This is a genomic window from Methylocystis sp. Se48 (assembly GCF_056269425.1).
This window is the reverse complement of record NZ_CM149850.1, coordinates 307849-334239: the sequence shown is the minus strand read 5'-3', so window position 1 is coordinate 334239 and position 26391 is coordinate 307849. Positions and strand designations below refer to the sequence as shown.

Genomic DNA, 26391 nt, shown 5'->3' with positions numbered 1-26391 from the left:
CGCCTGACGGCCGGGGCGCGCTAGTCGCGCCCGAATGTTTCGTCGAAGGAATAACCCGAACCGCGCACGGTGCGGATCGGGTCCTTCTCCCGCCCGCGGATCAGCGCCTTTCGCAGCCGGCCGACGTGAACGTCCACCGTGCGTTCGTCGATCTCCGCCGACATTCCCCAAACGCTGTCGAGAAGCTGCGCGCGGGTGAAGACGCGCCCCGGTTTCTCCATGAAATATTCCAGCAGCCGGAACTCCGTCGGTCCGAGATGAATCTCGCGGCCCGAGCGGCGCACGCGGCGCGTCTCGCGATCGAGATCGATGTCGCCGAGCGTCAGCCGGGAAGCGACGCGCTCCGGCCGCGCGCGGCGCAGCAGGGCGCGCACGCGCGCCATCAGCTCCGGCGTCGAGAAGGGTTTCACGACGTAATCGTCGGCGCCCACCGACAGGCCGCGCACGCGCTCGCTCTCCTCGCCGCGCGCGGTGAGCATGATGATCGGCATGTCGCGGGCGGCGTCGCGCGCCCGCAGGCGCCGGCAGATTTCGAGGCCCGAGACGCCGGGCAGCATCCAGTCGAGAATGACGAGGTCCGGCGGCGTCTCCGTGATGCGCAACTCCGCTTCGTCGCCATTGTCGACATGCTCGACCTGATAGCCCTCCGCCTCCAGATTGTAGACGAGCAGCGTCGCGAGCGACGTCTCGTCCTCCACGACGAGAATGCGCGGCGCGCGATCTGGCTTGACCTCGCGGAGGGCGGATTGTTGGGCGGACTCGTTCATTGCGGGCTTTCGGTCTCCCCGGCGCGGAGATTGCAAACGCGCGTCTTCGGTCGTTCGGCCGGCATGGGCTCGCCGGTGACGAGATAGACGACGGTCTCCGCGATATTGGTGGTGTGATCGCCGATGCGCTCGAGATTTTTCGAACAGAACAGAAGATGCGTGCAGAAGGAGATGTTGCGCGGATCTTCCATCATGAAGGTGAGGAGATCGCGGAAGACGGAGTCCTCCAGCGCGTCGAGATCGGCGTCGTTCTCCCACACCGCGCGGGCGCGTTCGACGTCGCGCAGCGCATAAGCGTCGAGCACTTCCTTGAGCTGCGTGGCGGCGAGTTCGTGCATCGACTTCAGCCCGACGATGGCGCGCGGCAGACGCGCGTCCGAGGCGATCTTCAGCGTCCGTTTCGCGAGGTTCTTGGCGAGATCCCCGATGCGCTCGATGTCGCCCGAGATGCGGATGGCGGCGATGCATTCGCGCAAGTCCACCGCCAGCGGCTGGCGCCGGGCGATGGTCAGTATCGCGGCCTCCTCGACTTCGCGCTGAAGCGCGTCGAGGCGCGCGTCCGCCGCCACGACGCGCTTGGCGAGATCGACGTCGAAACTGGCGAGCGCCTGCATCGCCTCCGCCAGCATTTTTTCCGCGACGCCGCCCATCTCCGCCAGGCGCCGGCCCAAGGCCTCCAGATCGCGGTCGTAGGATTTGACGATATGCTCGCTCATGGCGTGTCCTTCCTCAGCCGAAGCGGCCGGTGATGTAGTCCAGCGTGCGCTTTTCCCGCGGCGTGTTGAAGACCTGATCCGTGTCGCCGTATTCGACGAGCTCTCCGAGATACATGAAGGCCGTATAGTCGGAGACGCGCACCGCCTGCTGCATGTTGTGGGTGACGATGGCGATGCAATATCGCTCGGAAAGCTCCTCGATCAGCTCCTCGACCTTGGCGGTCGAGATGGGATCGAGGGCGGAGCAGGGCTCGTCGAAGAGGATGACTTCCGGCTGAACCGCGACGCTGCGCGCGATGCACAGGCGCTGCTGCTGGCCGCCGGAGAGTCCGAGCCCGCTCGTGTGCAGCTTGTCCTTCACCTCGTCCCAGAGCGCGGCGCCGCGCAGCGCTTCCTCGACGCGCGCATCCATGTCGGCGCGCGACAGCTTTTCGTAGAGGCGGATGCCGAAGGCGATGTTTTCGTAAATCGACATCGGGAAAGGCGTCGGCTTCTGAAAGATCATGCCGACGCGCGAGCGCAGGGCGTTCACGTCCACCGCCGGATCGAGAATATTCTGCCCGTCGAGCAAGACTTCGCCCCGCGCGCGCTGGGCCGGATAGAGATCGTACATCCGGTTGAGGACGCGCAGCAGCGTGGACTTGCCGCAACCCGACGGTCCGATGAAAGCCGTGACCTTGTTGTCATGCAGCGGCAGGTTGATGGATTTGAGCGCGAGCGACTCGCCGTAGAAGAAATCGAGATTGTTCACCGACACTTTGGCCGGCGGCTCGTTTTGCGCGACTGCCATGTTCATTTGGACTTCCTCCGTCCGGCGCTGAGCATCCGGGCGATAATGGAGAGCGTGAGGACCGCGACCGTGATCAGCAGCGCGCCGGCCCATGCGAGTTGCTGCCAATCCTTGTAGGGCGACAGGGCGAACTGGAAGATCACGACCGGAAGGCTCGCCATCGGCGCGCCGAGATCCGAACTCCAGAACTGGTTGTTGAGCGCCGTGAAAAGAAGCGGCGCCGTCTCGCCCGAAACGCGCGCCACCGCAAGCAGCACGCCGGTGACGAGGCCGGCCTTGGCGGCGCGATAGGCGACTTTTCCGATGACATGCGCGCGCGGCGCGCCGAGCGCCGACGCCGCTTCGCGCATCGAGCCCGGCACGAGCAGCAGCATGTCCTCGGTCGTGCGCAGCACGACGGGCACGACCAGAAGCGACAGCGCGACCGCTCCCGCTATTCCCGAGAAGTGGCCCATCGGGTGAACGAGCGCTTCGTAGACGAAGAGGCCGATCACGATGGAGGGCGCGCTGAGCAGAATGTCGTTGATGAAGCGGACGACGACGGTGAGCTTCGTGTAGCGCCCGTATTCCGCCATATAGGTGCCGGCGAGCATGCCGAGCGGCGTGCCGATCGCGACGCCGATGGCCGTCATCACCAGCGACCCCGCGATCGCGTTGAGCAGGCCGCCCTGGCCGCCGGGCGGCGGGGTCATTTGTGTGAAGACCGCGGGAGAGAGCCCGCGCAAACCCTCGTAAAGCAGCGATGCGAGGATGAGGAACAGCCAGGCGAGGCCGAAGACCGACGCGCCCCAGGCGAGACTCTTGGCCAGGGCGTTGCGACGGCGGCGGGCGGCGTAAAGCGACATGATCGCGTTCCTTATGCCGCGTTCTTTTCGATGCGCATCAGCATGTAACGCGCCATCGCCAGAACGACGAAGGTGATGACGAAGAGGATCAGACCGAGGGCGATCAGCGCGGAGGTGTAGATGTCGCCCACCGCTTCGGTGAATTCGTTCGCGATGGTGGCCGAGATCGTCGTGCCGGGCGCGAGCAGCGACGGCGAGACCTTGTGCGCGTTGCCGATGACGAAAGTGACGGCCATCGTCTCGCCGAGCGCGCGGCCGAGCCCCAGCATCACGCCGCCGATGACGCCGACGCGCGTATAGGGAAGCACGACGTATCGCATCATTTCCCAGGTCGTGCAGCCCACGCCCGCCGCCGCCTCCTTCAATACGGGCGGCACCGTCTCGAACACGTCGCGTGAAATGGAGGCGATGAAGGGCAGAACCATGATCGCCAGAATGAAGCCGGCGGTCAGCACGCCGATGCCGTAGGGCGGCCCGGCAAAGAGCGTGGAGAGCACAGGAACGTCCCGAAAGAGCGAAATCAGACCCGGCTGCACATGCGCCTGAACGAAAGGCGCAAGAACGAAGAGACCCCAGATGCCGTAAATGATCGAGGGAATGCCCGCGAGCAGCTCGATGGCGACGCCGATGGGCCGGCGCAAGGGGTGCGGACACAGCTCGGTGAGGAACATCGCGATGCCGAGCCCCACCGGCACCGCGATCAGCATGGCGATGATCGATGTGACGATCGTGCCGTACATCGCCGGCAGCGCGCCGAAGTTTTCGGTAACCGGATTCCACGCCTGCGAGGCGAGGAACCCGAAGCCGAACGCCTTGATCGCCGGAAGCGAGCCATACACAAGCGACGCGATCACGCCGCCGAGGATGATGAGCACGGCGACCGCCGCCGCGCGCGTGAATTGGAAAAACACGCGGTCGAACAGCGCGATGCGCTTCAAAGACCCGGCGCGCGCCTCGGCCGCCGGGCGCGAATAGCTTTGCTCCAGAACAACATCCGACACTTTGCCTGCTCCGTCCGGTTGAGGCGCGTCCGGTTTTTCGATTTGCATGCCGCGCTCCCGGCGCCAGCCCGGATGGACCGGCGCCTACTGTCGTTTTTTGTCCAGCCGGCGGGAGGGCTGCGCCCCACGGGGCGCGGCCTAACCGGCGGCGCGGCATGTTAATGCCACAAAGGCTTTCCGTCTGGCCCCTTGATTTCCGACGCCCAAGTCTTCTTTATCTGAGCGACGACGGCGTCAGGCATGGGCACGTAGTCGAGCTCCTCGGCCAGCTTGTCGCCGGTCTTGTCGTAGGCCCAGGCGAAGAATTTGAGCGCCTCGGAGGCGACCGTCGGATCGGCGGGAACTTGGTGCATGAGGATAAACGTCGCGCCGGAGATCGGCCACGATTTGGGGCCCGGCTCGTCGGTGAGAATGACGTAGTAGCTGTCCGAGTTCGCCCAATCCGCCGCGGCGGCGGCCGCCTGGAAGCTCGCAGCGTTTGGCGCGATCGCGTTGCCGGCCCTGTTGACGACCTTGGCGAAGTTCATCTTGTTCTGCTTCACATAGGCGTATTCAACGTATCCGATGGCGCCCTTGGTGTTCACCACATTGTTAGCCACGCCTTCGTTGCCCTTGGCGCCGATGCCCGTCGGCCATTCGACCGAAGTATTGGCCCCAACCTTGTTTTTCCAAGCCTCGCTCACCTTGGACAGGTAATCCGTCCAGATGAAGGTGGTGCCCGATCCGTCGGAACGATGAACCACGACGATCGGCAGAGACGGAAGCTTGAGCTTCGGATTTAACTTCTTGATCGCCGGATCGTCCCAGCTCGTGATTTCGCCGAGAAAAATTCCCGCGATCGTGGGGCCGTCCAAGACGAGTTCGCCAGGCTTCACGCCGTCAAGATTGACCACCGGCACGTCTCCGCCGACCACGGTCGGAAATTGAACGAGGCCTGAGGATTTTATGTCGTCCGGCTTGAGCGGCATGTCGGACGCGCCGAACGTCACAGTCTTGGCTTTGATCTGCTTGATGCCGCCACCGGAGCCGATCGACTGGTAGTTGAGACCGATCCCCGTCTCCTTCTTATAGACGTCCGCCCATTTGGCGTAGAGGGGATAGGGGAAAGTCGCGCCCGCGCCGGAAATGTCCAGCGCCCTCGCGGAGCCGGCCATGGCCGCGAGCGCGAACGCCGCTGCGGCGGCGCGCTTGAAAAACGTGGAGATCATTCGAGGATCGCTTTCAGCTCGAGAACAAAACACGAGAGACGCCTACGGCGCCTGTCACGGCCGCAGGGATAAACGCTCGCCAAGAGTTTTTTGTGACGTTCAGATCACAAAAATATGACAGTCAAAATGACATTTATTCAATACGTTAACCTACATTTTCGGTATTCACGCCGGCCGACGGAAGCGTGACCTTGAACAACGAGCCCTCGCCGAGCGCGGACTCGATGGCGAGCCGCCCGCGATGACGCAGGACGATGTGCTTGACGATGGCGAGACCGAGGCCCGTGCCGCCTTTGGCGCGGCTTTTTCCGGCGTCGACACGGTAGAAGCGCTCCGTCAGCCGCGGAATATGCTCCTGCGCAACGCCGGGACCATGGTCGCGCACGGCGAAGACCGCCGTCGCCCCCTCCCGCGAGAGCGAGATTTCCACAGGCTTTGCAACATCTTCGCTGCGGCCGTATTTCAGCGCGTTCTCGACGAGATTCTCGACGATGCGCGCAAGCTCGTCCCGGTCTCCGGGAACGACGACGCCGGCTTCGAGAGCAAGCTTCAGCGGAACGCCGTTTTCCTCCGCCATCGGCGTCAGCGTGTCGACGATATGCGCGACGAGCATGGTGAGGTCGACGGGCTCCGCCGGCCGCACATGCATGTGCTGCTCGATGCGCGAGAGGGAAAGGAGATCGTCGATCAGCCGCGCCATGCGCTGCGCCTGTTCACGCATGATGCCGAGAAATTTTTCGCGCGCTCCCGCGTCGTTCTTCGCGGCCCCCTGAAGCGTCTCGACGAAGCCGAGGAGAGAGGCGAGCGGCGTGCGCAATTCATGGCTGGCGTTGGCGACGAAATCGACGCGCATGCGCTCGACGCGGTGCGCCTCCGTAAGATCGCGCAGGCTGATCATCGCGGCGGCGTCGTAGCCCGAAATATTTATTGGCGCGACATGCGCCTCGAACCAGCGCTCCACCGGCAGCCGTTCCGTCCAGGCGGTTTTTTCCGCCTCGCCGCCCGCGACGACGCGCCGGACCGCGTCGAGCATGTCGGGCGAACGGAGGCTGCGCGACAAGGGCTCCCCGAAGCGCATGGCCGGCGCGAGGGCGCGCGCGGCGGCGTTGGCGGCGATCAGCCGCCCCTCGGCGTCGACGACGAAGACGGGCTCTGGCAGCGCGTCGATGACAGGTCCGAGAAGATCCCCGGCGCGGTCGCGCCATTTGAGGGCCTGCATGGTCGGTCGGGCCTATTCCGTCCGATTTTCGACGATGCGCGCGATCGCGTCGCGCAGCGACGACCACCGGCGCGCGCCTTCGTCGGCGCCGAGAAGCGCCAGGGCGAAGAGGAAGGGCAGAAAATAATAGACGGCCCGGAAGAGCAGGAGCGACGCCAGGACGCTTTCCTGCGAGGCGGCGGGCAAAGCATGCAGCATGGTCGCCTCGAAGACGCCGATCCCGCCCGGCGCATGGCTGATGACGCCCAACATGCAGGCGAACACATACACCGCGAGGAAGGCTGTGAAATCGAGATCGACGCCCTGCGGAAGCAGGACGTAGAGCGCGGCGGAGGCGGCGCAGAGATCGGCGGCGCCCACGCACAGCTGCGCGATCGTCGAGCCGGGGCCGGGCAATTCCAGCACATGGCCGCGAAGGCGGATGCGGCGCGGCTCGAGCGCCACCCAGGCGCAATAGCCCGCGACCGCCGCGAGCACGAACCCGCCGATCAGGACATGGACCAAGGCGGGAACGCGATCCAGCGCCGCGAGCGGCGCCGCAGCTTTCACGAGGCTGAAGCCGATCACCGCCGTCATGCCGAGCCAGAAGGTGACGCCCGTGATGACGGTGATGTTGGCCACCTGCAACGCGCTCATCTGCACACGGGAATAGATCCAGTAACGGACCGCCGCGCCGGTGACGATGGGAAAGCCGAGATTGAAGGAGATGGCGTAACTCGCGAAGGAGGCGAGCGCGGTGACGCGATAGGGCGCGCGGTGGCCGATCTGGAGCAGGGCCGAGAGGTCATAGCCCGTGAGCGCGAGATAGGAGAGCGCCGTGAAGAACAGCGCGGCGAGGATTTGTCCGCCGCTCGTCTCTTTCAGCGCCGCGACGACGTCCGCGAGCCGGATGTTCGAGAGAACATTGCCGAGAATGAACGCCGCGAGGAGGAAGAGCGCCACGCTCGCAAGCGCGCCAAGAATGTGGGTCGCGCCATGGGGGAGGCGGTCTTGCAGCGTCTCAAAGAAGCTCTTGCGCTTGACGGCGATCGGCAGGCCCGGTTGCGGCGAAATGGCGATATCCTCGTCTTGTTGCATGCACCGCTCGTTGGCGTCATGGCGGCCGGCCCATGGCCGGCCGCCGCAAGGCAGACTTCGTCTCGAAATCATGACGTCTGAATGACGCACAGCTGGTCGTTAGCTTGGGGGCGCGGGCCCGCGAGTCAAGCGCGCGATCACGACAAGCCGTGCACGAACCAGCGGGGCGCCTCTGTTTCCTGTGCGTAAAGCCCCTCTCGAAAGAGCCAGAACAAAAGTCCGTCCCTGTCCTGGGCATGGAAATAATCCCGGACGCGCCCGTCCGGCGCCGCGTCCCACCAGGGCGGCGCGATGCGCTCTGGCCCCTCATAGGCGACGATTTCGCGCAGCACGCGCCGCCAGCGGAATTTGAGCGGCGGTCCGTCGGGAAAAAGCGCGACCGTCTCGACGGGTTCGGGACGCTCGAAGAGCCGCAGCGGACGCGGCGCCTCCTGCGCCGGAAAGGCCGAGGGGGCGGCGAGCGCGGCGGGAACGGCGGCCACGGCGAATTCCGGCAGATGCGCGGCCTGTGGATGAAGCCGCAGCACGCGGCGCAGGCCGAGCCGCGCGCCGAGCCTGTCGAGCAGGTCTGCGAGATCGGCGTCGCCGCCGCCGCCGGGCGTGGGCGGGGCGAGAGAAGTCTGCGGCGGCGCGGCGCGTTCGACCTCGGTGGCGCAGAGCCGCAGCACGTCGAAGCCATAGCCCGTGTCGAGCCCCTCCTCCGCGACCGCCGCGAGCCGCTCGACCAGCAAGACGGCGAGGCGGGCGGGATCGCGCAGCGGCCGGCTCGTCCCGGCCTCGATGCGCTTCACCGCACCGTCGACGCGATAGAAGACGGCCTCCAGCCGCCGCGCGCCGGCGCCCGCGCGCTCGAGCATCGGACAGAGATCGGCGGCGAGCAGGCGCAGCGTCGCCTCGAGATCGGCCTGGCGGGCCAGCCCCTCCGGAAAGCGACGCTCGGCGATGAAGGACGGCGCCTCGAACCGGGGCGTGATGGGATCGCGCAGGCGGCAGGTCAGCGCATCGAGCCGGGCGAGCGCCGCCGGCCCGAAGCGCGCGGCGAGCGGCGCGCGCGGACGCGACAGCAGATCGCCGACGCGGCGCAGGCCGGCGCGGCGCAGACCGGCGCGCGCGTCCGGCGCGAGCCCCAGCGCCTCGACGGGCAGCGACGCGGCGATTTCGTCGAGCGCCGCCTGCGTCGCCTGCGCCGGAACGCGCCGCGTCCTGGAGAAACGCGCCAGCGCCCGGGCGAGCGCGGGCCCCGGCGCGAGCGCCGCGCGGGCGGAAAAGCCCAGCGCCCGCAGGCGGCGCTCGATCTCGTCGAGGAGCGCCGCCTCGCCCCCGAAGAGATGCGCCGCGCCCGTCACGTCGAGCAGCAGGCCGTCGGGCGGATCGGGCGCGGCGAGCGGCGTGAAGCGGCGGCTCCAGTCGGCGAGACCGTCGAGGAGCGCGGCGTCGGCGCGCGGATCGGCCTCGGCGAGCGCCAACGCGGGACAGCGCGCGCGGGCGTCCGCGACCGCCATGCCGGGCAGAAGGCCGCGCCCTTGCGCGCCCGCGTCGACGGCCGTGAGCCGCTCCCCGCCCTTGACGCGGGCGTAGAGGGCGAAAGCCTCAGGCGCGGCGCCGGAGCGGCGGCGCAGCAGCCGGTCGATCGAAAGCCGCGGGAGGAAAACGCTCAGGAAACGCATGACGGAACGCTGCTTTTTCAGGGTCGAAGACGATGTCGCGCCACTGCGCCGGGTCGATCTCGCCGAAGAGGCCGGCGCGCGCCCTGGGCGCCCGCAGCCGCCACAGGAAGGGCGCCGCCGGAGAGAGCGGCGGGCGGCCCGGCAGGAGGGGCGGCGGCGCGGCCGCGATTTCGAGGCGCAGTTCCGCGGCGCCGGAAAAGCGCGCGGCCTCCGCCCCCTGCGGCGCGAGCAGGCCGAGCGCGCCGCCGCGACGCGATGCGAAAAGGAGGCGGCGCGACGCCGCGAGGCCGTAAAGACGGGCGTCGAGGAAGCTCTCGGCGACGACCGCCGCGCAGGCGGGGCTTTTCAGCGCCTCCTCCATGGCCCAGAGCGTCTCGCGCGGGCGGCGCGACCGCACGAGCGCGAAGCGCGAGAGGTCCATCCCCGCCGCCGCGAGGCCGCGCCCATAGGGCAGGCCGAATTCCCGCGCGCCCAGATCCTCGACGATGAAGACCAGCGCGCCGCCGCCGCGAACCGCCCGCGCGCGCAGCGCCATGGCCAGCGCGAAGGCGGCGGCCGCAGGCGCGTCCGGCGGGCGGGCGGGGAAGACCTCGGCCAGCCCCCCGCGCCCGGCGAAAAGCGGCCCGAAAAAATCGCCGCCCGCCGCCGGCGCAGGCGCCGCCGCCCCGCCCCGCGCCTCCATGGCGGCGATGCGGGCCCGCAAAAAAGCGACGCGTTCCGAAAAGCCGCCCTGCGACATCGGTTGAAAAATCCCGGATCTGGAGAGAGCGCCCCGAGGACGCATGTTCGATTTTTGTTCTCACACCGGAAAGAGTCAAGCGGGAGAGTCCGGGGGGCCTTACGAAGCAGAGAAGATCGTTGAAATGACCGACAAACTGGTCATGTCCGGAAGCGCCCTCACCGGAACGCCGTCGGTCTCGCCGACGCCAAATCGCGTCTCTCCGAGATTGTCGATCGCGCGGAAGCCGGCGAGGAAATTTGCGTCGCGCGCCGGGGCGGGCCGGCCGCTCCCTTATTTCTTCCCCAGCCCCAGAATATACGAGGCGATGGAGTCGATCTCCTCGGGCGAGAGGATGAAATCCGGCATGTTCTTGTGCGAGGAGCGCAGGAAGACCTTGATCGACAATTCCGTCGTGGACGGCATTTTCGCGACGTCGAGGAAGCGCGGCGCCTTGGGGTCGGGGCTCTTGGCCTGCGGATCTGCCTCGACGGCGTGACAGCCTGCGCACTCGCCGCCAGCCAAACGCGCGCCGACGCTCGGATCGGCGCTCTGGGCGGCGGCCGGCGGGACGGCGCCCGCGAGAAACGCCAGAATCGAAACGCGCGCCAGTCTCATTTGCGTCCCCCGCTCATTCGCCCCCGTTCAAATCCTCCGGGCGCGGCTGCAACATGATGTTATAGCCGGCGTCGACGAGATGAATCTCGCCCGTCACGCCGCCCGAAAGCTCGGAGAGGAAATAGAGCGCCGAACCGCCGATTTCATCGAGCGTGATCATTCGCCGCAGCGGGCAATGCTGTTTCTGGAAGGCCCCCATCGCCCGCGCGCCGGTGATGCCGGCGCCCGCCATGGTGCGCACCGGACCGGGCGAAATGGCGTTAACGCGAATGCCGCGCGCGCCATAGTCCGCCGCGAGATAGCGCACGGAGGAATCAAGCGCCGCCTTGGCGACGCCCATGACATTGTAATTCGGCATGACATGCGTGCCGCCGCCGAAGCTCACCGTCACCATCGCGCCGCCGTTCTTCATCAGGACGGCGGCGCGGCGCGCGGCCTCGGTGAAGGAAAAGCAGGAAATCACCATGGTGCGGATGAAATTCTCGCGCGAGGTGTCGGCGTAGAGGCCTTTCAATTCGCTCTTGTCGGAATAGGCGATGGAGTGGACGAGGAAGTCCATCCCGCCCCATTCCTGTTCGAGCCGCGAGAAGACGGCGTCGACGGTGGCGATATCCTCGACATCGCAGGGCAGCACGAGATGGGAGCCCATTTCCTCGGCGAGCGGCTTCACGCGCTTGCCGAGCGCCTCGCCCTGATAGGTGAAGGCGAGCTGCGCGCCGTGGCGGGCCAGCACGCGGGCAATGCCATAGGCGATCGAATGATCGTTGGCGACGCCCATCACGAGCCCGCGTTTTCCCTGCATCAAACCAGTCGCAACCGTCATCGACATTCTTTCTCTCTGAGCGCCGCCTTCGCCTTCGGCGGCTCTTATGACCGGCGGGGCGGATTAGGCAAGTCGCGCCGCGTAAAAACCGGGGGAGAGCGACGCGCCGCCAGCGGCGGCGTCAGCGCTTCCTTCGCAAAAAACCGGAAAATTCGCATTCCGGCCCGTGATGGGCGGCGCAGCTTTCCTCAAATACATGTACGCCCGGCGGCTCGCGCCTGATGTCCAGCCGGCAGGTCTCTCGCCCCGCTTCGGTTCGAGTCGCGATCAGCCGGTTGTCCTCGATCCGGCCGACGAGCGCCACGTTCCCGCGACAGCCCTTGAAGTCGAGATCGATCGTCACGTCGTAAGCGCCGTCGCTCCGGCGCGAGATGACCGCCGTCTGGGAATAGAAACGCGCCGGCTGCGCGTAGCGGCCGGCGAAATCCGGCTCCGCGCCCGAAGGCGCGGCGAGGGCGAAGAAAACCGCGCCGAGGGCGACGAGCCGTCCGCTCCTAGGCATCCGGATGTTTGAAAACGAGCGTCGCATTGGTGCCGCCGAAGCCGAAGGAGTTCGACAGCACGGCGCCGAGCTTCACGTTGTCCCGGCGCTGACGGACGATCGGCATGTCGGCGAAGTCCGGATCGAGCTCCTCGATATTGGCGCTCTCGCAGATGAAGCCGTTCTGCATCATCAGCAGCGAATAGATCGCCTCCTGCACGCCGGTGGCGCCGAGCGAATGGCCGGTGAGCGACTTCGTGGCCGCGATCGGCGGGCATTTGTCTTCATTGCCGAAGACGACGCGCAGCGCCTCGATCTCCTTGGCGTCGCCGACCGGCGTCGCGGTCGCGTGCGGATTGATGTAGTCGATCGGGCATTTCACGGTGGAGAGCGCCTGCCGCATGCAGCGCACCGCGCCTTCGCCGGAGGGCGCGACCATGTCGTAGCCGTCCGAGGTCGCGCCATAACCGGCCACCTCAGCGTAGATCTTCGCGCCGCGCGCTTTCGCGTGCTCATATTCTTCCAGCACCAGCACGCCCGCGCCGCCGGCGATGACGAAGCCGTCGCGGTTCTTGTCGTAAGCGCGCGAGGCCGTCGCCGGACGGTCGTTATAGGCGGAGGACATGGCGCCCATGGCGTCGAAGAGGACGGAGAGCTCCCACTCCAGCTCCTCGCAGCCGCCGGCGAAGATCATGTCCTGCTTGCCGTATTGGATCATCTCATAGGCGTTGCCGATGCAGTGGTTCGACGTCGCGCAGGCCGAGGAGATGGAATAGTTCACGCCCTTGATCTTGAACCACACGGCGAGCGTCGCCGAGGCCGTCGAGGACATGCATTTCGGGACCGCGAAGGGACCGACGCGCTTGGGGCCCTTGGTGCGGGTGATGTCGGCGGCCTCGACGATGGTTTTGGTCGAGGGGCCGCCCGAGCCCATGATGATGCCGGTGCGCTCGTTGGAGATTTCGGCTTCGGTGAGACCGGCGTCCCGGATCGCCTGATCCATGGCGACATGGTTCCAGGCCGTGCCGGTCGCGTGGAAGCGCATGGCGCGGCGGTCGACGACGGTCGAGGGATCGAGCGTCGGCATGCCATGAACCTGAGAGCGGAAGCCAAGTTCGGCGTATTTCTCCGCGCGAACGACGCCGGGTTTCGCCTCGCGCAGCGAGGCGACCACTTCCTGCGTCGTATTGCCGATCGACGACACGATGCCCATGCCGGTGACGACGACTCGTCTCATGATCACTCCCCCTTGCAGGCCGCGCCCTGTCGGCGCTGTCTTGTTCTCTTGGCGACTTCGGACATTACGTCCATTTCCTAAAGCCCGAAACTGCGCGCCGCCGACCCGACGAAACACGCGGCCGCGGAGCAGAGGATCGCCGCGAAGGTCAGGCCCATTCCGGCGACCCGGATGCGGAAATCCTCCTTGGGCCGCGAGACGCCGTAAGCGTGCGCGCAGCGCCCGGCGATCAACGCCAGTCCGATCGGATGCAGCGCCCAGGCGGGCGTGCGCAGGCTCTCGGCCAAAGCGAGCGTCAGAAGGGCGAAGGGCGCATATTCGGCGAAATTGGCGTGGACCCTTATGCGCCGCTGAAGCGCAGCGTCGCCCCCATCGCCCAGGGCGACGCGCGCGCCGCGGCGCATGAAGATGACCCGCACCGAGAGCAGGACGAACAGGCAAGCCAGGAGGCTGGCGTAAAGCGCTGTTACCGGCACTGCTCGACCTCCCTGGCGCGCCCGACGCCCGCCGTCAGCTGGCGGGCGCGAGGCAGACCTTGAGGTCCTTCGCCTCGTAGATCCGCTGGCCGTCCGCCGCGACCCAGCCGTCGGCGAGCCCGATCACGAGCTTGCCGGTGCGCACCCGTGTGAAGTCGATGCCATAGGTCACGAGCTTGTTGTGCGGCCGCACCTGGCCGGAGAATTTCACCTCGCCGACGCCGAGCGCCATGCCGCGGCCGGGATTGCCGAGCCAGGCGATGTAGAAGCCGACCATTTGCCACAGCGCGTCCAGGCCGAGGCAGCCCGGCATGACCGGATTGCCCTTGAAATGGCAATCGAAGAACCAGAGGCTCGGCTTGATGTCGAGTTCGGCGCGCATATAGCCCTTGCCGTGCTCCCCGCCCTCCTCGAAAATCTCCGTGATGCGGTCGAACATCAGCATCGGCGGCAGCGGCAATTGGGCGTTGCCGGGCCCGAAAAGCTCCTCGCGCCCGCAGGCCAACAAATCCTCATAGCCGAATGACGAGCGCCGTTCGCTCATGATCTCACCGCCTCCGCTGGAGCCTTTTCCAAAAAGCCCTGTCCCCCACTAGAACGCGCTTCCGCCCGCAAAGGCGCGCGCCGCCCCCTGTTATTTTTGGCGAGGCGCGGCCGTTTCGGCCGACGCTCGCCGCTTCGGGCGGATGTTCCGTAACATAGCCGACGGCGCGCCGGAAGCGCCCGGGCGCGAGCCGCGCGCGAACTTGACGGCCCGGCGCGGCGCAAACGCGGCGCCCGCGTTGAGTCGTCCGGGCTTTTTTGGTATAGGTCAAATAAAATCGCAATCGAGACGCCCGCCGATGGACGCCTTCCTGAATAGACCGATTTCCGCCGAGCCTTCGGCGGCGCCGCAACGCCAGCCCGTTCAGGACATGCTCGTCGCCGCCGGGCTGCGGCCGACCCGGCAGCGCATCGCGCTGGGAGAGCTTCTGTTCCAGGGATGCGACCGCCATGTGACGGCGGAGCGTCTTTACGAGGAGGCGATCGCCGCCAATCTCTCCGTATCGCTGGCGACGGTCTACAACACCTTGCACCAGTTCACCGACGCCGGCCTGCTGCGCGAGATCGCGGTGGACGGCGCGCGGGTCTATTTCGACACCAATGTGAGCGACCACCATCACTTCCTCATCGAGGAAGACGGCGAACTTCACGACATCCCGGGCTCGAACGTCGCCGTGTCCAATCTGCCGACGCCCCCAAAGGGCCTGCGCATCGATCGGGTCGACGTGGTGGTCCGGCTGCGGCGGGATCGGGGCTGAGGGCCGGACGCGCTTGGCGCCCCGGGCCTACTCCACCTTCTCGCCGGGATAGACGCCCCACAGATTCTCCTGCTGGATGTAGCCGTCGAACTCCTTGCCGGCGAGCCGGCACCATTGGCCGTCGCAGCCGCGCAGATTGCCGATGACGCCGGGGCCGAGCTTGGCGACCGGCGTCGCATGGTCCGACGCATAGAGGGTCTGGCGCTCCTTCTTCCAGGGCGCGACCAGCGCCGTGCGGCGGCCCGAGAGCAGCGAATGCAGCACCCAGCCCTCCGAGCCCTCCGAATCGCGAATCTTGCGCCAGGTTTCGAATTCCGCGGTGATTTCCACTGGCAGCCCCGCGCGCTCATAGACCCAGACCGTCGGATGCTCCTTGCTCGGTCCCTCGCGCACATTGACGCGGTCGGATTTGAGGCTGACATATCGCGGAATGGGCAGATTGCTCACCGGCCCCTTCTGCGGCTCCTGCGCCGCCGCGGACGCTGCGCAGAACAGCGCGAGGGCCGCGCAGGCCAGCCACAGGCTTGTCGAATTGTCGCTTTTGGGTTGCCGCATGATGGAAGCGATCGCTCGTCTTGTCTTTGGCCCGTCATCTGCTAGGAACGAAAAACGCAGCGCCGGGGGCGTATTGGTTTTGTCGCCCAACGTCGTTAAGACCGGGTTGAAGGCGCGTCGCGGCGTCGCCGCCGCCCCGCCTTGTAACTGATTTCGTGAATTTTAGCCACGCGACGACCGTCGAGCGAGCCAAAGGGACGAAGCGCAAGATGCCGAAAAAGAAGCCGCTCGTTGTGGTGACGCGCCGCCTGCCGGAAGTGATCGAGACCCGCATGTGCGAGTTGTTCGACACGCGGCTGAACGAGACCGACAGGCCGCTCACCCACGAGGAGCTCGCCGAGGCCATGCGCACGGCGGAGGTGCTGGTGCCCACCATCACCGACCGCATCGACTCGGGGCTCATCTCTCAGGCCGGCGAGCAAATGAAGCTCATCGCCAATTTCGGCAACGGCGTCGACAATATCGACGTCGCCTCGGCGCTCGGCCGCTCCATCACCGTCACCAACACGCCGGGCGTCCTGACCGAAGACACCGCCGACATGACCATGGCGCTGATTCTCTCGGTGGCGCGCCGCCTCGTCGAGGGCGCCCGCGCGATTCCCGAGGGCAATTGGGCCGGCTGGTCGCCGACCTGGATGCTGGGCCATCGAATCACCGGCAAGCGGCTGGGCATCGTCGGCATGGGCCGCATCGGCCAGGCGCTCGCCCGCCGCGCAAAGGCCTTCGGCCTGTCCATCCATTATCACAACCGGCGCCGCGTCCCCGTCGAGGTCGAGGAGCAGCTCGAGGCGACCTATTGGGAGTCGCTCGACCAGATGCTGGCGCGCGTCGACATCGTGTCGATCCACTGCCCGCATACGCCCGCGACCTATCACCTTTTGTCCGCCCGACGCCTCAAGCATCTGCGGCCGCACGCCATTCTGGTGAACACCGCCCGCGGCGAGATCGTCGACGAAAACGCCCTCGTGCGCATGCTCGAGGCGAACGAGATGGCCGGGGCCGGCCTCGACGTCTTCGAGCACGAACCGGCTGTCTCGCCCAAGCTTCTGAAGCTCGCGCAGGCGGGCAAGGTGACGCTGCTGCCGCACATGGGTTCGGCGACGATCGAGGGCCGCATCGACATGGGCGAGAAGGTCATCATCAACATCAAGACCTTCATGGACGGCCACCGTCCGCCGGACCGCGTTTTGCCCAGCATGCTTTGAGCGGCGCCGGCGGGATGATTCCGCTGGCGGAAAAAGCGCGTTAGGGTTCCCGCGCCCGCGCGGCGGCGCGCCGCGATTCGGGCGTTTTTTCATGCAATCGACAGCGCCCCGAGGGAGGACGCACATGAAGAAGATTTTGCCGATCGTCGCCGCCCTGTGCGCCGCGATGGTCGCCCTGCCGGCAGAGGCCAAGAAGCGCGCCAAACCGGCCGAGGCGGGTCAGGAACAACAACAGCAGGGCGAGGACGCGAACAAGGATCCGGCCGGCATTCCGCGCTACGTGCCCTTCCCGCACAACCGCAATTTCGTCCTCAAGGAAATCAACGGCAAGGCGCCGCCCGTCGAAATGTGGATCAACATCGACTCGACGGGACGCGCGAACGGCTTCTCGGGCTGCAAGCACTGGTCGGGCGTATTCATCATCGGCCCCGACCGTCTCGGCCCGCGCGCCATGCCCGCGATCAACGAACGCCAGTGCGACGGCGCGCTCGCCGGCATCGAGCGGGAATATTGGAGCGTGCTGCTCTCCGGCCCCTATTGGGACGTGAAGGGCGACGATCTGACGCTTAAGGGCTTCAAGGGCGGCGTGCTGCGGTTCCAGCGTTCGCTGTAACGCCTCGCCGTTCCCTCATTGCGAGAAGCGAAGGGATGACGCTCCCGAACCGCCGCGACGGTTCGGGAGCGTTTTTTCTGTCGCGTTTTTCCCGAGGCGCGGCGAAGAAGCGTCCAACTTATTTCGCCGGCACGGCGTAGACCGGGCACGGACTCCCATGCAGCACGCGCTCGGTCGTCGAGCCGCGCAGCGCGTCGAGCAAGCCGCGGCGCCCCTGCGTCGGCATGGCGATGAGATCGGCGCCGATTTCCTGCGCATAGGACAGGATGGTTTCGATCACCGGCCCCTTCCGCAATTCGATATGCGGCAGCAAGCCATCGAAGATCGGCAGATCATCGCCGACATGCAGCAGCATGACGTCGGCCGCCGGGTTCAGCGCATGAGCGAAGTCGGCGATATGGCGGAAGGCGTCGAGCGGCGGCACGCTCGCCTCGACCGGCATCAGCACGGTGTCGAGCGACACTTTCCCTGTTTCGCGATCGACGAAGCCGGTCTGGTCCTCGCGCAGAAAAAGGGCGGGCGCGCGCGCCTCCTGCACCGCATCCTCGGCGACCGAGCCCTCCAGCCAGCGCTCCAGTCCTGTGCGGTTGTGCGTCATCAGCACCATCAGATCGGCCATGTGCCGCGTGACATAGGTCGCGACGCCATGGACGGGATTTTCCGATTCGACGGTCGCCTTTACGAATTTCACGCCGAGTTTCTCCGCGACCTCCGCGCGCGAGGCATTGGGCTCGATCATCCGCCAGCGCGCCAGCATTTCGCGCACATGCGGAAAGCGGTCCCACTCGTCGTCCGCGGTCTCGTCGATCCCCTCGATGTGCAGAAGGTGAAGAAGTCCCTTCGTGGCGACGGCGATGCGCAACGCATGCGCAAAGGCGTCCTGGCTCGCGAAGGAGAGGTCCGTCGGATGGACGATGGATTTGGGCGGTTCGCCGATCATTGCGCATCTCCCTTGACTTTGCGGCCTAACCTATAACGCGAAGGGGCGCGCGCCTAGACCGGCGATGTCGCAGTCAGCTCGCCTCCCGCTGCGCCGCGAGCGCCTGCTGGACGCGCTCGACGAGGTCCGCCTCGGGGACGGAAATCTGGGCGGGGCGCGCGGCCTTCCATTCCTCGTTCGTCGCGATGCCGGCCGCGGCGCGGGCGCCCGCGACGAGATCCTTGATCTGGACCTCGCCTTTGGCCTTTTCGTCCGACCCCTGAATGAGAACGAGCGGGGCGTTGCGGCGGTCGGCGTATTTCATCTGCGCCTTCATGCCCGCCGCCCCGAGATACAGCTCGGCGGCGACGCCGGCCCCGCGCAACTGCGCCACCATGCGCTGATAATCGGTCAGTCGGTCGCGGTCGAGCACCAGCACGACCACCGGCCCGACATGCGGCCGCGCCGTGACGATCGGGCTCCCGACGAGCTTCAGCGCCGCAAAGAGGCGCGAGACGCCGATCGAGAAGCCGGTCGCGGGCGCGTTCTCAGGGCGAAAGCGTCCGACGAGTCCGTCGTAGCGCCCGCCCCCGCCCACCGAGCCGAACCGCACCGGATGGCCCTTTTCATCGCGCGTCTCGAACGCAAGATCCGCCTCGAAGACGGGTCCGGTGTAATATTCCAGTCCGCGCACCACCGACGGGTCGATGCGGATGCGACCATCTCCATACCCGGAGTCTCGGCATAAATCCCAGATTGTAGCGAGTTCCGACAGACCTTCGAGGCCAAGCGCAGAACTAACCAGAACGCTCTGCAAACCTCCAAAAATTCCATCCGCGCGTATTTTTTCAGTTTTGATTTGGTCGATGTCGCCGCTTGCGACTCCCGCTAAGAACGTTGGATTAGTATTCCGGCTTTGCGCCGCCATTGCATCGATTTCGAACAGCACCATAATCGTTGAAATTTGAGAGGCGCTAAGCTCCGCACCCCTTGTAAAGTCACCGCTTTCGTCGCGGCGCCCTTTTCCGAGAAGTTGCATCACGCCCTCAGCTCCGAGCCGATCAAATTTGTCGATAGCCCTTAACACCGTTAGGCGACGTCCGGCGTTTCCGGAGCCGTCTAGACCAATTTTGTCCATCACGCCGTCGAGCACCTTGCGGCTGTTGATCTTGATGACGTAATCGCCGCGCGCAATGCCGAGCTTCTCCAATGCGTCGGCGGCCATCATGCAGATTTCCGCGTCCGCGGCGGGCGAGGCCGAGCCGACCGTGTCGGCGTCGAACTGCATGAATTGCCGGAAGCGCCCCGGCCCCGGCTTCTCGTTGCGATAGACCGGGCCGCAGCGAAAGGAGCGATAGGGCTTCGGGATGCGGTCGTAATTCTGCGCGACGTAACGCGCGAGCGGCGCGGTGAGGTCGTAGCGCAGCGAGAGCCACTGCTCGTCGTCGTCCTGGAAGGAAAAGACGCCTTCATTGGGCCGGTCCTGATCCGGCAGGAACTTGCCGAGCGCGTCCGTATATTCGATCGCGGGCGTCTCCAGCGCCTCGAAGCCGTAAAGCTCATAGACCGAGCGGATGACGTCGAGCATGCGGTTCGTCGCCGCGATCTCGCCCGCCTCGCGATCCGCGAATCCGCGCGGGGTGCGCGCCTCGACCTTCGATTTCTTTTCGTCGGACATCCGAAAATTCCAGCAGGGATTTCACCCTCCCCGCGAGGGAGAGGGCCGGACTGCGCGGCAGTCCGGGGTGGGGCGGGGCCACGGGCGCAGAACGGGGCGAGGAGGCCGCCCCCTCCCGCGCGGAATCACGGCCGCACGGCCTCCCCCAGAAGGAGAGGCGGGAGTACGGCCGCCTTCCTAGCATTTTCCCAAGCCAAGGGAAGCCGCGCGCCGCGCGGAAAATGACGCAGATGCGAAACGCAGCGCGGACAATCCGAGCTTCCGAAGCCGGGAAGCGGAATCGGCAGGGCCGACAGCGCCGCGTTCAGCGCGCATTCGCTCCCGCCCGCGATGAGGAAGGCGCCGTGAACCCGGGCGACCGCCGTGAGCTGGTCGACGTGCCAATGCGCGCGTTTTTCGAGCCGCAGGTGGCGGGCGAGCCGGGCCCGCAAGCCGCCGGGGCCGTTGGCCGAGCCGCAGTAGAGGTAGTCGCCCGGCGGCAGGGTTGCGGCGCGGCGTCCGGCCGTGACCGCAAGCGGCGCCTCGAGGGCGAGCCAGAGCGCATAGGCGCCCGGCGCGGCGGGCGCGGCGGCGGCGCTTGCGACGAAGCGGAGACGCGCTGTCGGGGAACGCTCGGGCGGGGACGTCATGCGTCCTGTTTACGCTGCTTCGCTTCACGGCTCGACCCCGGCGCGCGAGCCGTCCAAACTGACCGCATGCTGCGCAGCAATTTGTCCCCGCCGATCCTGTCCCGCCGAAAAATGCTGCGCCTTTGCTGCGCGGCAAGCGCCTCATTTTGCTTGCCAAATTTAGAAGCCATCGCGCGGACGCAGGATCTCGCCCTGAAGCTGCGGGAGGCGGCGCGAAAGGGCGCCGCCGTCGCCCTCCCCGCCGGGGAAACCGCCCTGATGGGGCTCGACCTCCCCGACGGGACCATCCTGACCGGAGTTCCGGGCCGGACCGTGCTGAAGCTCTCGGGCCTCGGGCCGCTGCTCTCGGCCCGAACGGCGCGGCGGATCGCGCTCGAAAACATCGTCTTCGACGGCGCCGGCGGCTTCATCCCGCGCGAGAAGGGGCTGCTCGACTTCACGGACGTCGTCGATCTGTCGATCCGCGGCTGCGTCCTCCGCCATTCTTCGGCGCGCGGCGTCAATCTCGCGCGCTGCGGCGGCGCGCTCGCGCAAAACAGGATCGAGAGCGTCGCTGATTGCGCGCTTCATTCGCTCGACGGATCGGACCTCGACGTCGACGGCAACGAGATTTGCGACTGCGGCGACAATGGCCTTGTCGTCTGGTCGACGGCGGCGGGCCGCTACGACGGCTCGCGTCTGCGCGACAATCGCATCGAGGAGGTGCGTAACCTGTCCGGCGGCAACGGGCCTTACGGCAACGGCGTGCTGATCTGGGGCGCGGGCTCGATCCGCGTCGAGCGCAACCGAATCCGCCGCTGCGCCTATAGCGCGGTGCGCAACAATTCAGGCCATGGCGTCGCGGTCGTCGGCAACGATTGCAAGAGCTTCGGCGAAAAGGCCATGTACGCCGAATTCGGCGCGAAGAACTCGGTCTTTCGGGACAACCGCATCGAGGACGCCGGCGCCGGCATCGCCGTCGCCAACGCCGACAAGGGCACCGACGGCGCCGTCATCTCGGGAAACACGATCGTCTCGATGAAAGAGAGCCATCCGGATTCGGACTTCGGCCCGGAGATGCTCTGGCTCACCGGCATTCTCGCGGAAAAGAACGCTGACATCGCAGGCAACAGGATCGTGGGGCCGGGCTGGATCGGGATCGCGCTTGGCGGATGGCGCGAGAATCTGCGCGCCGAGGCGAATGATATTTCCGGCGTCGATTATGGCGTGGTGCTCGCGACCGGGGCGGGCGCCGGCGAGGCGACGGTTGTCCGCAACAGGATCAGCGCAAAAAAATCCGCGGTGATCGCCTCGGCTGGCATGAATTTCCTGCCCGGCGATCTCACGAAGCCCGGCGCGACGCCTTATCCCCGCCTGACGGTGCGGGACAACGAGACCTCGTAAGCGGCCGCGCGGCTTACGCGATCATCACCCGCGCCGCGCCCGTTTCGTCGCCGAGCAGTTCCAGCGCCTTGGCGACCATAGCCTTGGAGTCGAGCATCGCCTTGGCGAGCATCATCTCATGCTTGTCATGGTCGATATAGGCGTCCGGCAGCGTCATGCTGCGGAACTTGAACACGCCGCGCGTTCCGTCGAGCAGGCCGTCGTCCGAAAGCGCCTGGAAGACCTGGGAGCCGAAGCCACCGATGGAGCCTTCCTCGATCGTGATGAGAACTTCGTGATTGGCCGCGAGGCGGCGGAGGAGGTCGCGGTCGACCGGCTTGGCGAAGCGGGCGTCGGCGACGGTCGTCGAGACGCCGTAGTTCTCCAGCTCATCGGCCGCCTTCATGGCGTCGGCGAGGCGCGTGCCGAGCGAGAGGAGCGCGACCTTCGATCCCTCGCGGAGAATGCGGCCCTTGCCGATCTCGAGCGGTTCGCCGCGCTCGGGCAGCTCCACGCCCACGCCCTCGCCGCGCGGATAACGGAAGGCGATCGGACCGTCGTCATAGGCGACCGCCGTCGACACCATATGCATCAGCTCCGCCTCGTCGGCGGCGGCCATCACCACCATGCCCGGCAGGCAACCGAGATAGGCGATGTCGAAGGCGCCGGCGTGAGTCGGACCGTCCGCGCCGACGAGGCCGGCGCGGTCGATGGCGAAACGCACCGGCAGATGCTGGATCGCGACGTCGTGCACGACCTGATCGTAGCCGCGCTGCAGGAAGGTCGAATAGAGCGCGCAGAAGGGCTTGTAGCCCTCGCAGGCGAGGCCCGCCGCGAAGGTGACGGCGTGCTGCTCGGCGATGGCGACGTCGAAGGTGCGGTTCGGGAAATGCTTGCCGAAGGCGTCGAGGCCGGTGCCCGACGGCATGGCCGCGGTGATGGCGACGATCTTGTCGTCATGCTCGGCCTCGGCGATCAGCGCCTTGGCGAAGACGCCCGTGTAGGACGGGGCGTTGGCCTTGGGCTTGAACTGCTTGCCGGTCTCGACGTCGAACTTCACGACGCCGTGATATTTGTCGTCCGACGCCTCGGCCGGCGCATAGCCCTTGCCTTTCTGCGTCACGACATGGACGAGCACGGGGCCGTCGTCCTTGTCGCGCACATTCTGCAGCACGGGCAGCAGATGGTCGAGATTGTGCCCGTCGATCGGCCCCACGTAATAGAAGCCGAGCTCCTCGAACATGGTGCCGCCGGTGATGAAGCTGCGCGAGAACTCCTCGGCCTTGCGCGCCTTGTCGTAGATGAAGCGCGGCAGATGGGAGGCGAGCTGCTTGGCGGCGTCGCGGATCGAGCGATAGGCGCCGCCCGAGACGAGACGGGCGAGATAGGCCGACATAGCGCCGGTGGGCGGCGCGATCGACATGTCGTTGTCGTTGAGGATGACAATGAGGCGCGAGTCGAGCGCCCCGGCGTTGTTCAGCGCCTCATAGGCCATGCCGGCCGACATGGAGCTGTCGCCGATGACGGCGACGACGTGGTTGTCGCCGTGGGAGAGGTCGCGCGCCACGGCCATGCCGAGGCCGGCCGAAATCGACGTGGAGGAATGGCCGGCGCCGAAGGCGTCATATTCGCTTTCCGCGCGCTTGGTGAAGCCGGAAAGGCCGCCGCCCATGCGCAGCGTGCGGATGCGGTCGCGGCGCCCGGTGAGAATCTTGTGCGGGTAGGTCTGGTGGCCGACGTCCCAGATGATCTTGTCGCGCGGCGTGTCGAAGACATAGTGCAGCGCAACCGTCAGCTCGACCACGCCGAGGCCCGCCCCGAGATGCCCGCCCGTGACCGACACGGCGTCGATCGTCTCCCGCCGCAATTCGTCGGCGACCTGCTTCAATTGGCCAGGCTGCAGCTTGCGCAGCTCTTCGGGGGTCGGAATCTGGTCGAGAAGGGGGGTCTTCGATGTCGTCAAAGGCTTGCTCTTTTCTCGGCGGTCGGCAATTCCACAAAGTCAAGGCATATCCGCAGATATTCCTTGCGGCAAATGCGGAGCCGCGCCGACCGTTCGATTCTGTTGAAAGTGTTGCCCGCGCGCAACGCATGGAGCGGCCGCAGGCGTAAGCGAAGGGACCACTCAGTAGCGATAGGCTTGGTCCGGCAGGGAATCCGAAGGTTCGATCTCGAACATCCGCTCGCGGCGGCCGCGGCGCGGGCGCTCGCTGCGCGCAAGTCGGGCCTCGGACGCGCCGGGGGCGCCCCCGACGATGTCGATGGAGGCGCCGCCCTGCTCCTCGACCCACTCGAAAAGGCGCCGGGCGTTGGCGACGCTCAGGCGCACGCAGCCGTGCGACGCCGGTCGGCCGAGGCCGCGCTCGAAGCTCCCATGAATGGCGAGGCCCCGCGGCGAGAAGAAGATCGCATAGGGCATCGGCGCCTGTTCATATTCGTCGGAGTGGTGATCCGCCTCCATCCGCATCACGGAGTAGTGGCCCGTCGGGGTTTCGTAGCCCGGCCGGCCGCTGGAAATTTTCCACACCACCGTCTCGCCGCCGCGCACGGCGGTCAGCCGCTGCCGGGCGAGGTCGATGGTGATGCGAACGGTCGCCTGCGCCTGCGCCGAGGCGAGAAGCGCCGCCCAAATGAGGAAAAGCCGCAGCATCTTCATGAAAAGACCTAAACACGCCCGGGCGTCCGCGTAAAGACGCGCGCGCCGCCAGGGTTGGCGGCCTCCCGCCGTCGCGCGCCAGCCCCTGGCGCCCGGCTTGAACCTCCGTTCCCCGACGGGGCCGCGCCGTCCGGAAACGTTCCGGTACAGGGGCTCCTCCGCTTCAAAATGGGACAGAGCAAGGGATTGTCGAAGATGATCGGGCCGTTCCTGAACATTAAGGGCGTCGCTCTCGCAATGGCCGAGCAGGGCCGATCCGACGCGGAGCCCGCCGGCCGCCGGCCGGCGCCCCGCATCGTCGCAGGCGTCGATTATCAGGGCGACAAGTCCGCGTTCAGAGTGGGCGAACTCTCCGTCGAGCAGATGGACGCCGCCCAGGACGAATGGCGCGATCTCGCGAACCGCGCGCTGGAGCCCAACGCCTTTTACGAGCCGGGCTTCGCGCTTTCCGCGGCGCGGCATTTTCCGCTGAGCGACCGTCCCCGTTTCATCGTCGTGCGCGACCGCGCCGGCCGCATGGCCGGCCTCTTTCCGATCGTTCCGGCCCATCCGCTGATCGGCGACGGCCTGATCCGGCTCTGGCTGCACAAGCAGGCGGCGCTGGCCACGCCGCTGGTGGACCGGGACGCCGCCGCCGACGTCGTCGCCGCCTTTCTCGATTGGATCGAATTGCGCAGCCTGTCGTCGGGCGTCGTCTTCTCGCGCGTGACGAACGGCGGCCGTTTCCATGCGGCGCTGACGGCGGCGGCCGGGCGCGACGGGCGCGGCGTCGACATTCTCGAAGCCTATGAGCGCGCGGCGCTCCTGCCGGGGAGCGACGCCGACGACCTTTGCGCCCGGGCGGGATCCAAGAAAAAGCTCGCGGAGCTGCGCCGCCAGTCGCGGCGGCTGCGGGAAATGGGACGCCTGACCTTCGAGTCGCATGAAACCGTCGACGAGGTGCGAGCCGCCGCCGAGGAGTTCATGACGCTGGAAGCCTCGGGCTGGAAGGCCAGCCGCGGCGCCTTTCTCTCGCAGCCGTCGCTGGCGACCTTCTTTCGCAGCGCGACCCGCCTGCTCGCGCGGGACGGCGGCTGCAAGATCCAGTCGCTGCGCCTCGACGGCCGCCCCATCGCGATGGCGGTCGTGCTCGAAAGCCAAGGGCGCAGCTATTGCTGGAAGATCGCCTTCGACGAGTCGCTGCGCGCGCAGGCGCCGGGCGTCCAGCTCGTCTACGCGCAGACCAAGGCCCATCTCGAAAGGCCCGACCTCGAGATGGCCGACAGCTGCGCCATCGCCAACCATCCAATGATCGACAAGCTCTGGCCGGATCGCGTCGGCGTCTGCGACGTCGCCGTGCAGCTTCAAACCGGGCGCGGCCAGGAGTTCGCCGTAAGCTGCCGCCGCGACCGGACGCGACGCCAGCTGCGCGAACTCGCGAAGCGGGCCGCGAACCGGCTCCTCCGGCGGAAAGTGAGCTGACGGGCGCCGGCGAAGAAGCCTCGCCTTTTCCTTGCCGATCGGTATAGTGCGCCCCGGAAAAATCGCCGGACCGACCCGTGACGCCTCGCAAACCCATCCTCGCCTCTTTGCTCGCGGCCGCGCTGCTGGCCGGCGGCCTCTCCGGCTGCGGCCGGCGCGGTCCGCTGGAGTTGCCGGAAGAAACCCAGGCGCGCGGCGCCGCGCTAAAGGCGGAGCAGGACGCCGCGCGCGCGGCGGCCGCCCGCTCGGGCCCCAAGCCCGTCCCCGGACAGGCGGAGCCCGAAGCGGCCCCCGTGCGCATTCCGGGCACAATCGGCAACCGGCCGCCGGATCAATATCCCTTCCTCCTCGACCCGCTGCTCCAGTAAG

General features: G+C 66.9%; 28 protein-coding genes and 1 pseudogene. 7 read left to right on the top strand and 22 right to left on the bottom strand.

From position 1 onward, the window contains the following. Positions 1–20 precede the first annotated feature (20 nt). From phoB to ACV959_RS01620, 10 genes are all read right to left on the bottom strand, one after another. Positions 21–767, bottom strand: a complete 747-nt coding sequence (gene phoB, locus ACV959_RS01665) for a phosphate regulon transcriptional regulator PhoB (protein WP_475738201.1) — start codon at positions 765–767, stop codon at positions 21–23. Then, positions 764–1483 (bottom strand): phosphate signaling complex protein PhoU, encoded by a 720-nt coding sequence (gene phoU, locus ACV959_RS01660; RefSeq protein ID WP_475738200.1) that lies wholly within the window; start codon positions 1481–1483, stop codon positions 764–766. The genes phoB and phoU overlap by 4 nt, the downstream gene beginning before the upstream one ends. Before the next feature lie 13 nt (positions 1484–1496). Then, positions 1497–2279 (bottom strand): phosphate ABC transporter ATP-binding protein PstB, encoded by a 783-nt coding sequence (gene pstB / locus ACV959_RS01655; protein WP_475738199.1) that lies wholly within the window; start codon positions 2277–2279, stop codon positions 1497–1499. Beyond that, positions 2276–3118: a phosphate ABC transporter permease PstA gene (gene pstA / locus ACV959_RS01650; RefSeq protein WP_475738198.1), complete on the bottom strand. Its 843-nt coding sequence runs from the start codon at positions 3116–3118 to the stop codon at positions 2276–2278. Before pstA ends, pstB begins: the two co-directional genes overlap by 4 nt. Positions 3119–3129: 11 nt before the next feature. Next, positions 3130–4119, bottom strand: coding sequence for a phosphate ABC transporter permease subunit PstC (gene pstC, locus ACV959_RS01645; protein ID WP_475738197.1), 990 nt, complete (start codon positions 4117–4119; stop codon positions 3130–3132). Positions 4120–4277: 158 nt separating this feature from the next. After that, positions 4278–5327 (bottom strand): phosphate ABC transporter substrate-binding protein PstS, encoded by a 1050-nt coding sequence (gene pstS, locus ACV959_RS01640; RefSeq protein ID WP_475738196.1) that lies wholly within the window; start codon positions 5325–5327, stop codon positions 4278–4280. A gap of 145 nt (positions 5328–5472) precedes the next feature. After that, complete coding sequence (locus ACV959_RS01635) at positions 5473–6546, bottom strand: ATP-binding protein (RefSeq protein ID WP_475738195.1); 1074 nt, start codon at positions 6544–6546, stop codon at positions 5473–5475. Positions 6547–6558: 12 nt separating this feature from the next. After that, positions 6559–7623: a lysylphosphatidylglycerol synthase domain-containing protein gene (locus ACV959_RS01630; protein ID WP_475738194.1), complete on the bottom strand. Its 1065-nt coding sequence runs from the start codon at positions 7621–7623 to the stop codon at positions 6559–6561. A gap of 137 nt (positions 7624–7760) precedes the next feature. Further along, positions 7761–9290, bottom strand: coding sequence for a Y-family DNA polymerase (locus ACV959_RS01625; RefSeq protein ID WP_475738193.1), 1530 nt, complete (start codon positions 9288–9290; stop codon positions 7761–7763). Then, a complete protein-coding gene (locus tag ACV959_RS01620; RefSeq protein WP_475738192.1) occupies positions 9214–10029 on the bottom strand; it encodes a hypothetical protein in 816 nt (271 codons plus the stop codon). The genes ACV959_RS01625 and ACV959_RS01620 overlap by 77 nt, the downstream gene beginning before the upstream one ends. Before the next feature lie 180 nt (positions 10030–10209). Here ACV959_RS01620 and ACV959_RS01615 point away from each other — a divergent pair. Further along, positions 10210–10287: pseudogene (locus ACV959_RS01615) on the top strand (type II toxin-antitoxin system prevent-host-death family antitoxin); the annotation flags it as partial. Positions 10288–10302: 15 nt separating this feature from the next. Here the strand turns inward: ACV959_RS01615 and ACV959_RS01610 are convergent. The 6 genes from ACV959_RS01610 to fabA all read right to left on the bottom strand — a co-directional run bounded on the left by ACV959_RS01610 (position 10303) and on the right by fabA (position 14187). Beyond that, positions 10303–10626 carry a c-type cytochrome gene (locus ACV959_RS01610; protein WP_475738191.1) on the bottom strand — a complete coding sequence of 108 codons (324 nt, stop codon included), beginning with the start codon at positions 10624–10626 and terminating at the stop codon, positions 10303–10305. Between the two features lie 13 nt (positions 10627–10639). Continuing rightward, positions 10640–11449: an enoyl-ACP reductase FabI gene (fabI, locus tag ACV959_RS01605; RefSeq protein WP_475739729.1), complete on the bottom strand. Its 810-nt coding sequence runs from the start codon at positions 11447–11449 to the stop codon at positions 10640–10642. Positions 11450–11570: 121 nt separating this feature from the next. Beyond that, positions 11571–11951, bottom strand: coding sequence for a hypothetical protein (locus ACV959_RS01600; RefSeq protein ID WP_475738190.1), 381 nt, complete (start codon positions 11949–11951; stop codon positions 11571–11573). Next, a complete protein-coding gene (gene fabB, locus ACV959_RS01595) occupies positions 11944–13167 on the bottom strand; it encodes a beta-ketoacyl-ACP synthase I (protein WP_475738189.1) in 1224 nt (407 codons plus the stop codon). Before fabB ends, ACV959_RS01600 begins: the two co-directional genes overlap by 8 nt. 77 nt (positions 13168–13244) lie before the next feature. Beyond that, the gene (locus ACV959_RS01590; RefSeq protein ID WP_475738188.1) at positions 13245–13643 is read right to left on the bottom strand and encodes an MAPEG family protein; all 399 of its coding nucleotides are present in this window, start codon (positions 13641–13643) and stop codon (positions 13245–13247) included. A 34-nt stretch (positions 13644–13677) separates the two neighbouring features. Beyond that, positions 13678–14187 (bottom strand): 3-hydroxyacyl-[acyl-carrier-protein] dehydratase FabA, encoded by a 510-nt coding sequence (gene fabA / locus ACV959_RS01585; RefSeq protein WP_475738187.1) that lies wholly within the window; start codon positions 14185–14187, stop codon positions 13678–13680. Between the two features lie 298 nt (positions 14188–14485). Here fabA and irrA point away from each other — a divergent pair, with 298 nt between their 5' ends. Continuing rightward, positions 14486–14944 (top strand): iron response transcriptional regulator IrrA, encoded by a 459-nt coding sequence (irrA, locus tag ACV959_RS01580; RefSeq protein WP_475738186.1) that lies wholly within the window; start codon positions 14486–14488, stop codon positions 14942–14944. A 27-nt stretch (positions 14945–14971) separates the two neighbouring features. Here the strand turns inward: irrA and ACV959_RS01575 are convergent, their stop codons facing one another. Then, complete coding sequence (locus ACV959_RS01575; RefSeq protein ID WP_475738185.1) at positions 14972–15499, bottom strand: SH3 domain-containing protein; 528 nt, start codon at positions 15497–15499, stop codon at positions 14972–14974. A gap of 209 nt (positions 15500–15708) precedes the next feature. On the opposite strand from ACV959_RS01575, the gene ACV959_RS01570 reads away from it, so the two are divergent. Both ACV959_RS01570 and ACV959_RS01565 read left to right on the top strand, forming a co-directional pair. Continuing rightward, positions 15709–16704, top strand: a complete 996-nt coding sequence (locus ACV959_RS01570) for a 2-hydroxyacid dehydrogenase (RefSeq protein ID WP_475738184.1) — start codon at positions 15709–15711, stop codon at positions 16702–16704. A 124-nt stretch (positions 16705–16828) separates the two neighbouring features. Next, positions 16829–17317, top strand: coding sequence for an META domain-containing protein (locus ACV959_RS01565; protein WP_475738183.1), 489 nt, complete (start codon positions 16829–16831; stop codon positions 17315–17317). A 118-nt stretch (positions 17318–17435) separates the two neighbouring features. Here ACV959_RS01565 and ACV959_RS01560 read toward each other — a convergent pair whose 3' ends face one another. From ACV959_RS01560 to ACV959_RS01550, 3 genes are all read right to left on the bottom strand, one after another. After that, positions 17436–18257 carry a universal stress protein gene (locus ACV959_RS01560; protein WP_475738182.1) on the bottom strand — a complete coding sequence of 274 codons (822 nt, stop codon included), beginning with the start codon at positions 18255–18257 and terminating at the stop codon, positions 17436–17438. 73 nt (positions 18258–18330) lie between these two features. Further along, the gene (hisS, locus tag ACV959_RS01555) at positions 18331–19914 is read right to left on the bottom strand and encodes a histidine--tRNA ligase (protein WP_475738181.1); all 1584 of its coding nucleotides are present in this window, start codon (positions 19912–19914) and stop codon (positions 18331–18333) included. 125 nt (positions 19915–20039) lie between these two features. Beyond that, positions 20040–20543 (bottom strand): GIY-YIG nuclease family protein, encoded by a 504-nt coding sequence (locus ACV959_RS01550; protein WP_475738180.1) that lies wholly within the window; start codon positions 20541–20543, stop codon positions 20040–20042. A gap of 150 nt (positions 20544–20693) precedes the next feature. On the opposite strand from ACV959_RS01550, the gene ACV959_RS01545 reads away from it, so the two are divergent. Then, on the top strand, positions 20694–21926 hold the full coding sequence (locus ACV959_RS01545) for a TIGR03808 family TAT-translocated repetitive protein (protein WP_475738179.1): 1233 nt from the start codon (positions 20694–20696) through the stop codon (positions 21924–21926). 13 nt (positions 21927–21939) lie between these two features. Here ACV959_RS01545 and dxs read toward each other — a convergent pair whose 3' ends face one another. Further along, entirely contained in the window at positions 21940–23868 is a 1929-nt protein-coding gene (gene dxs, locus ACV959_RS01540) for a 1-deoxy-D-xylulose-5-phosphate synthase (protein WP_475738178.1), read from the bottom strand. 162 nt (positions 23869–24030) lie between these two features. Next, complete coding sequence (locus ACV959_RS01535) at positions 24031–24561, bottom strand: L,D-transpeptidase (protein WP_475738177.1); 531 nt, start codon at positions 24559–24561, stop codon at positions 24031–24033. A 195-nt stretch (positions 24562–24756) separates the two neighbouring features. On the opposite strand from ACV959_RS01535, the gene ACV959_RS01530 reads away from it, so the two are divergent. Both ACV959_RS01530 and lptM read left to right on the top strand, forming a co-directional pair. Further along, positions 24757–26022 carry a GNAT family N-acetyltransferase gene (locus ACV959_RS01530; RefSeq protein ID WP_475738176.1) on the top strand — a complete coding sequence of 422 codons (1266 nt, stop codon included), beginning with the start codon at positions 24757–24759 and terminating at the stop codon, positions 26020–26022. A 77-nt stretch (positions 26023–26099) separates the two neighbouring features. After that, positions 26100–26390 (top strand): LPS translocon maturation chaperone LptM, encoded by a 291-nt coding sequence (gene lptM / locus ACV959_RS01525; RefSeq protein WP_475738175.1) that lies wholly within the window; start codon positions 26100–26102, stop codon positions 26388–26390. Position 26391: the final 1 nt, after the last annotated feature.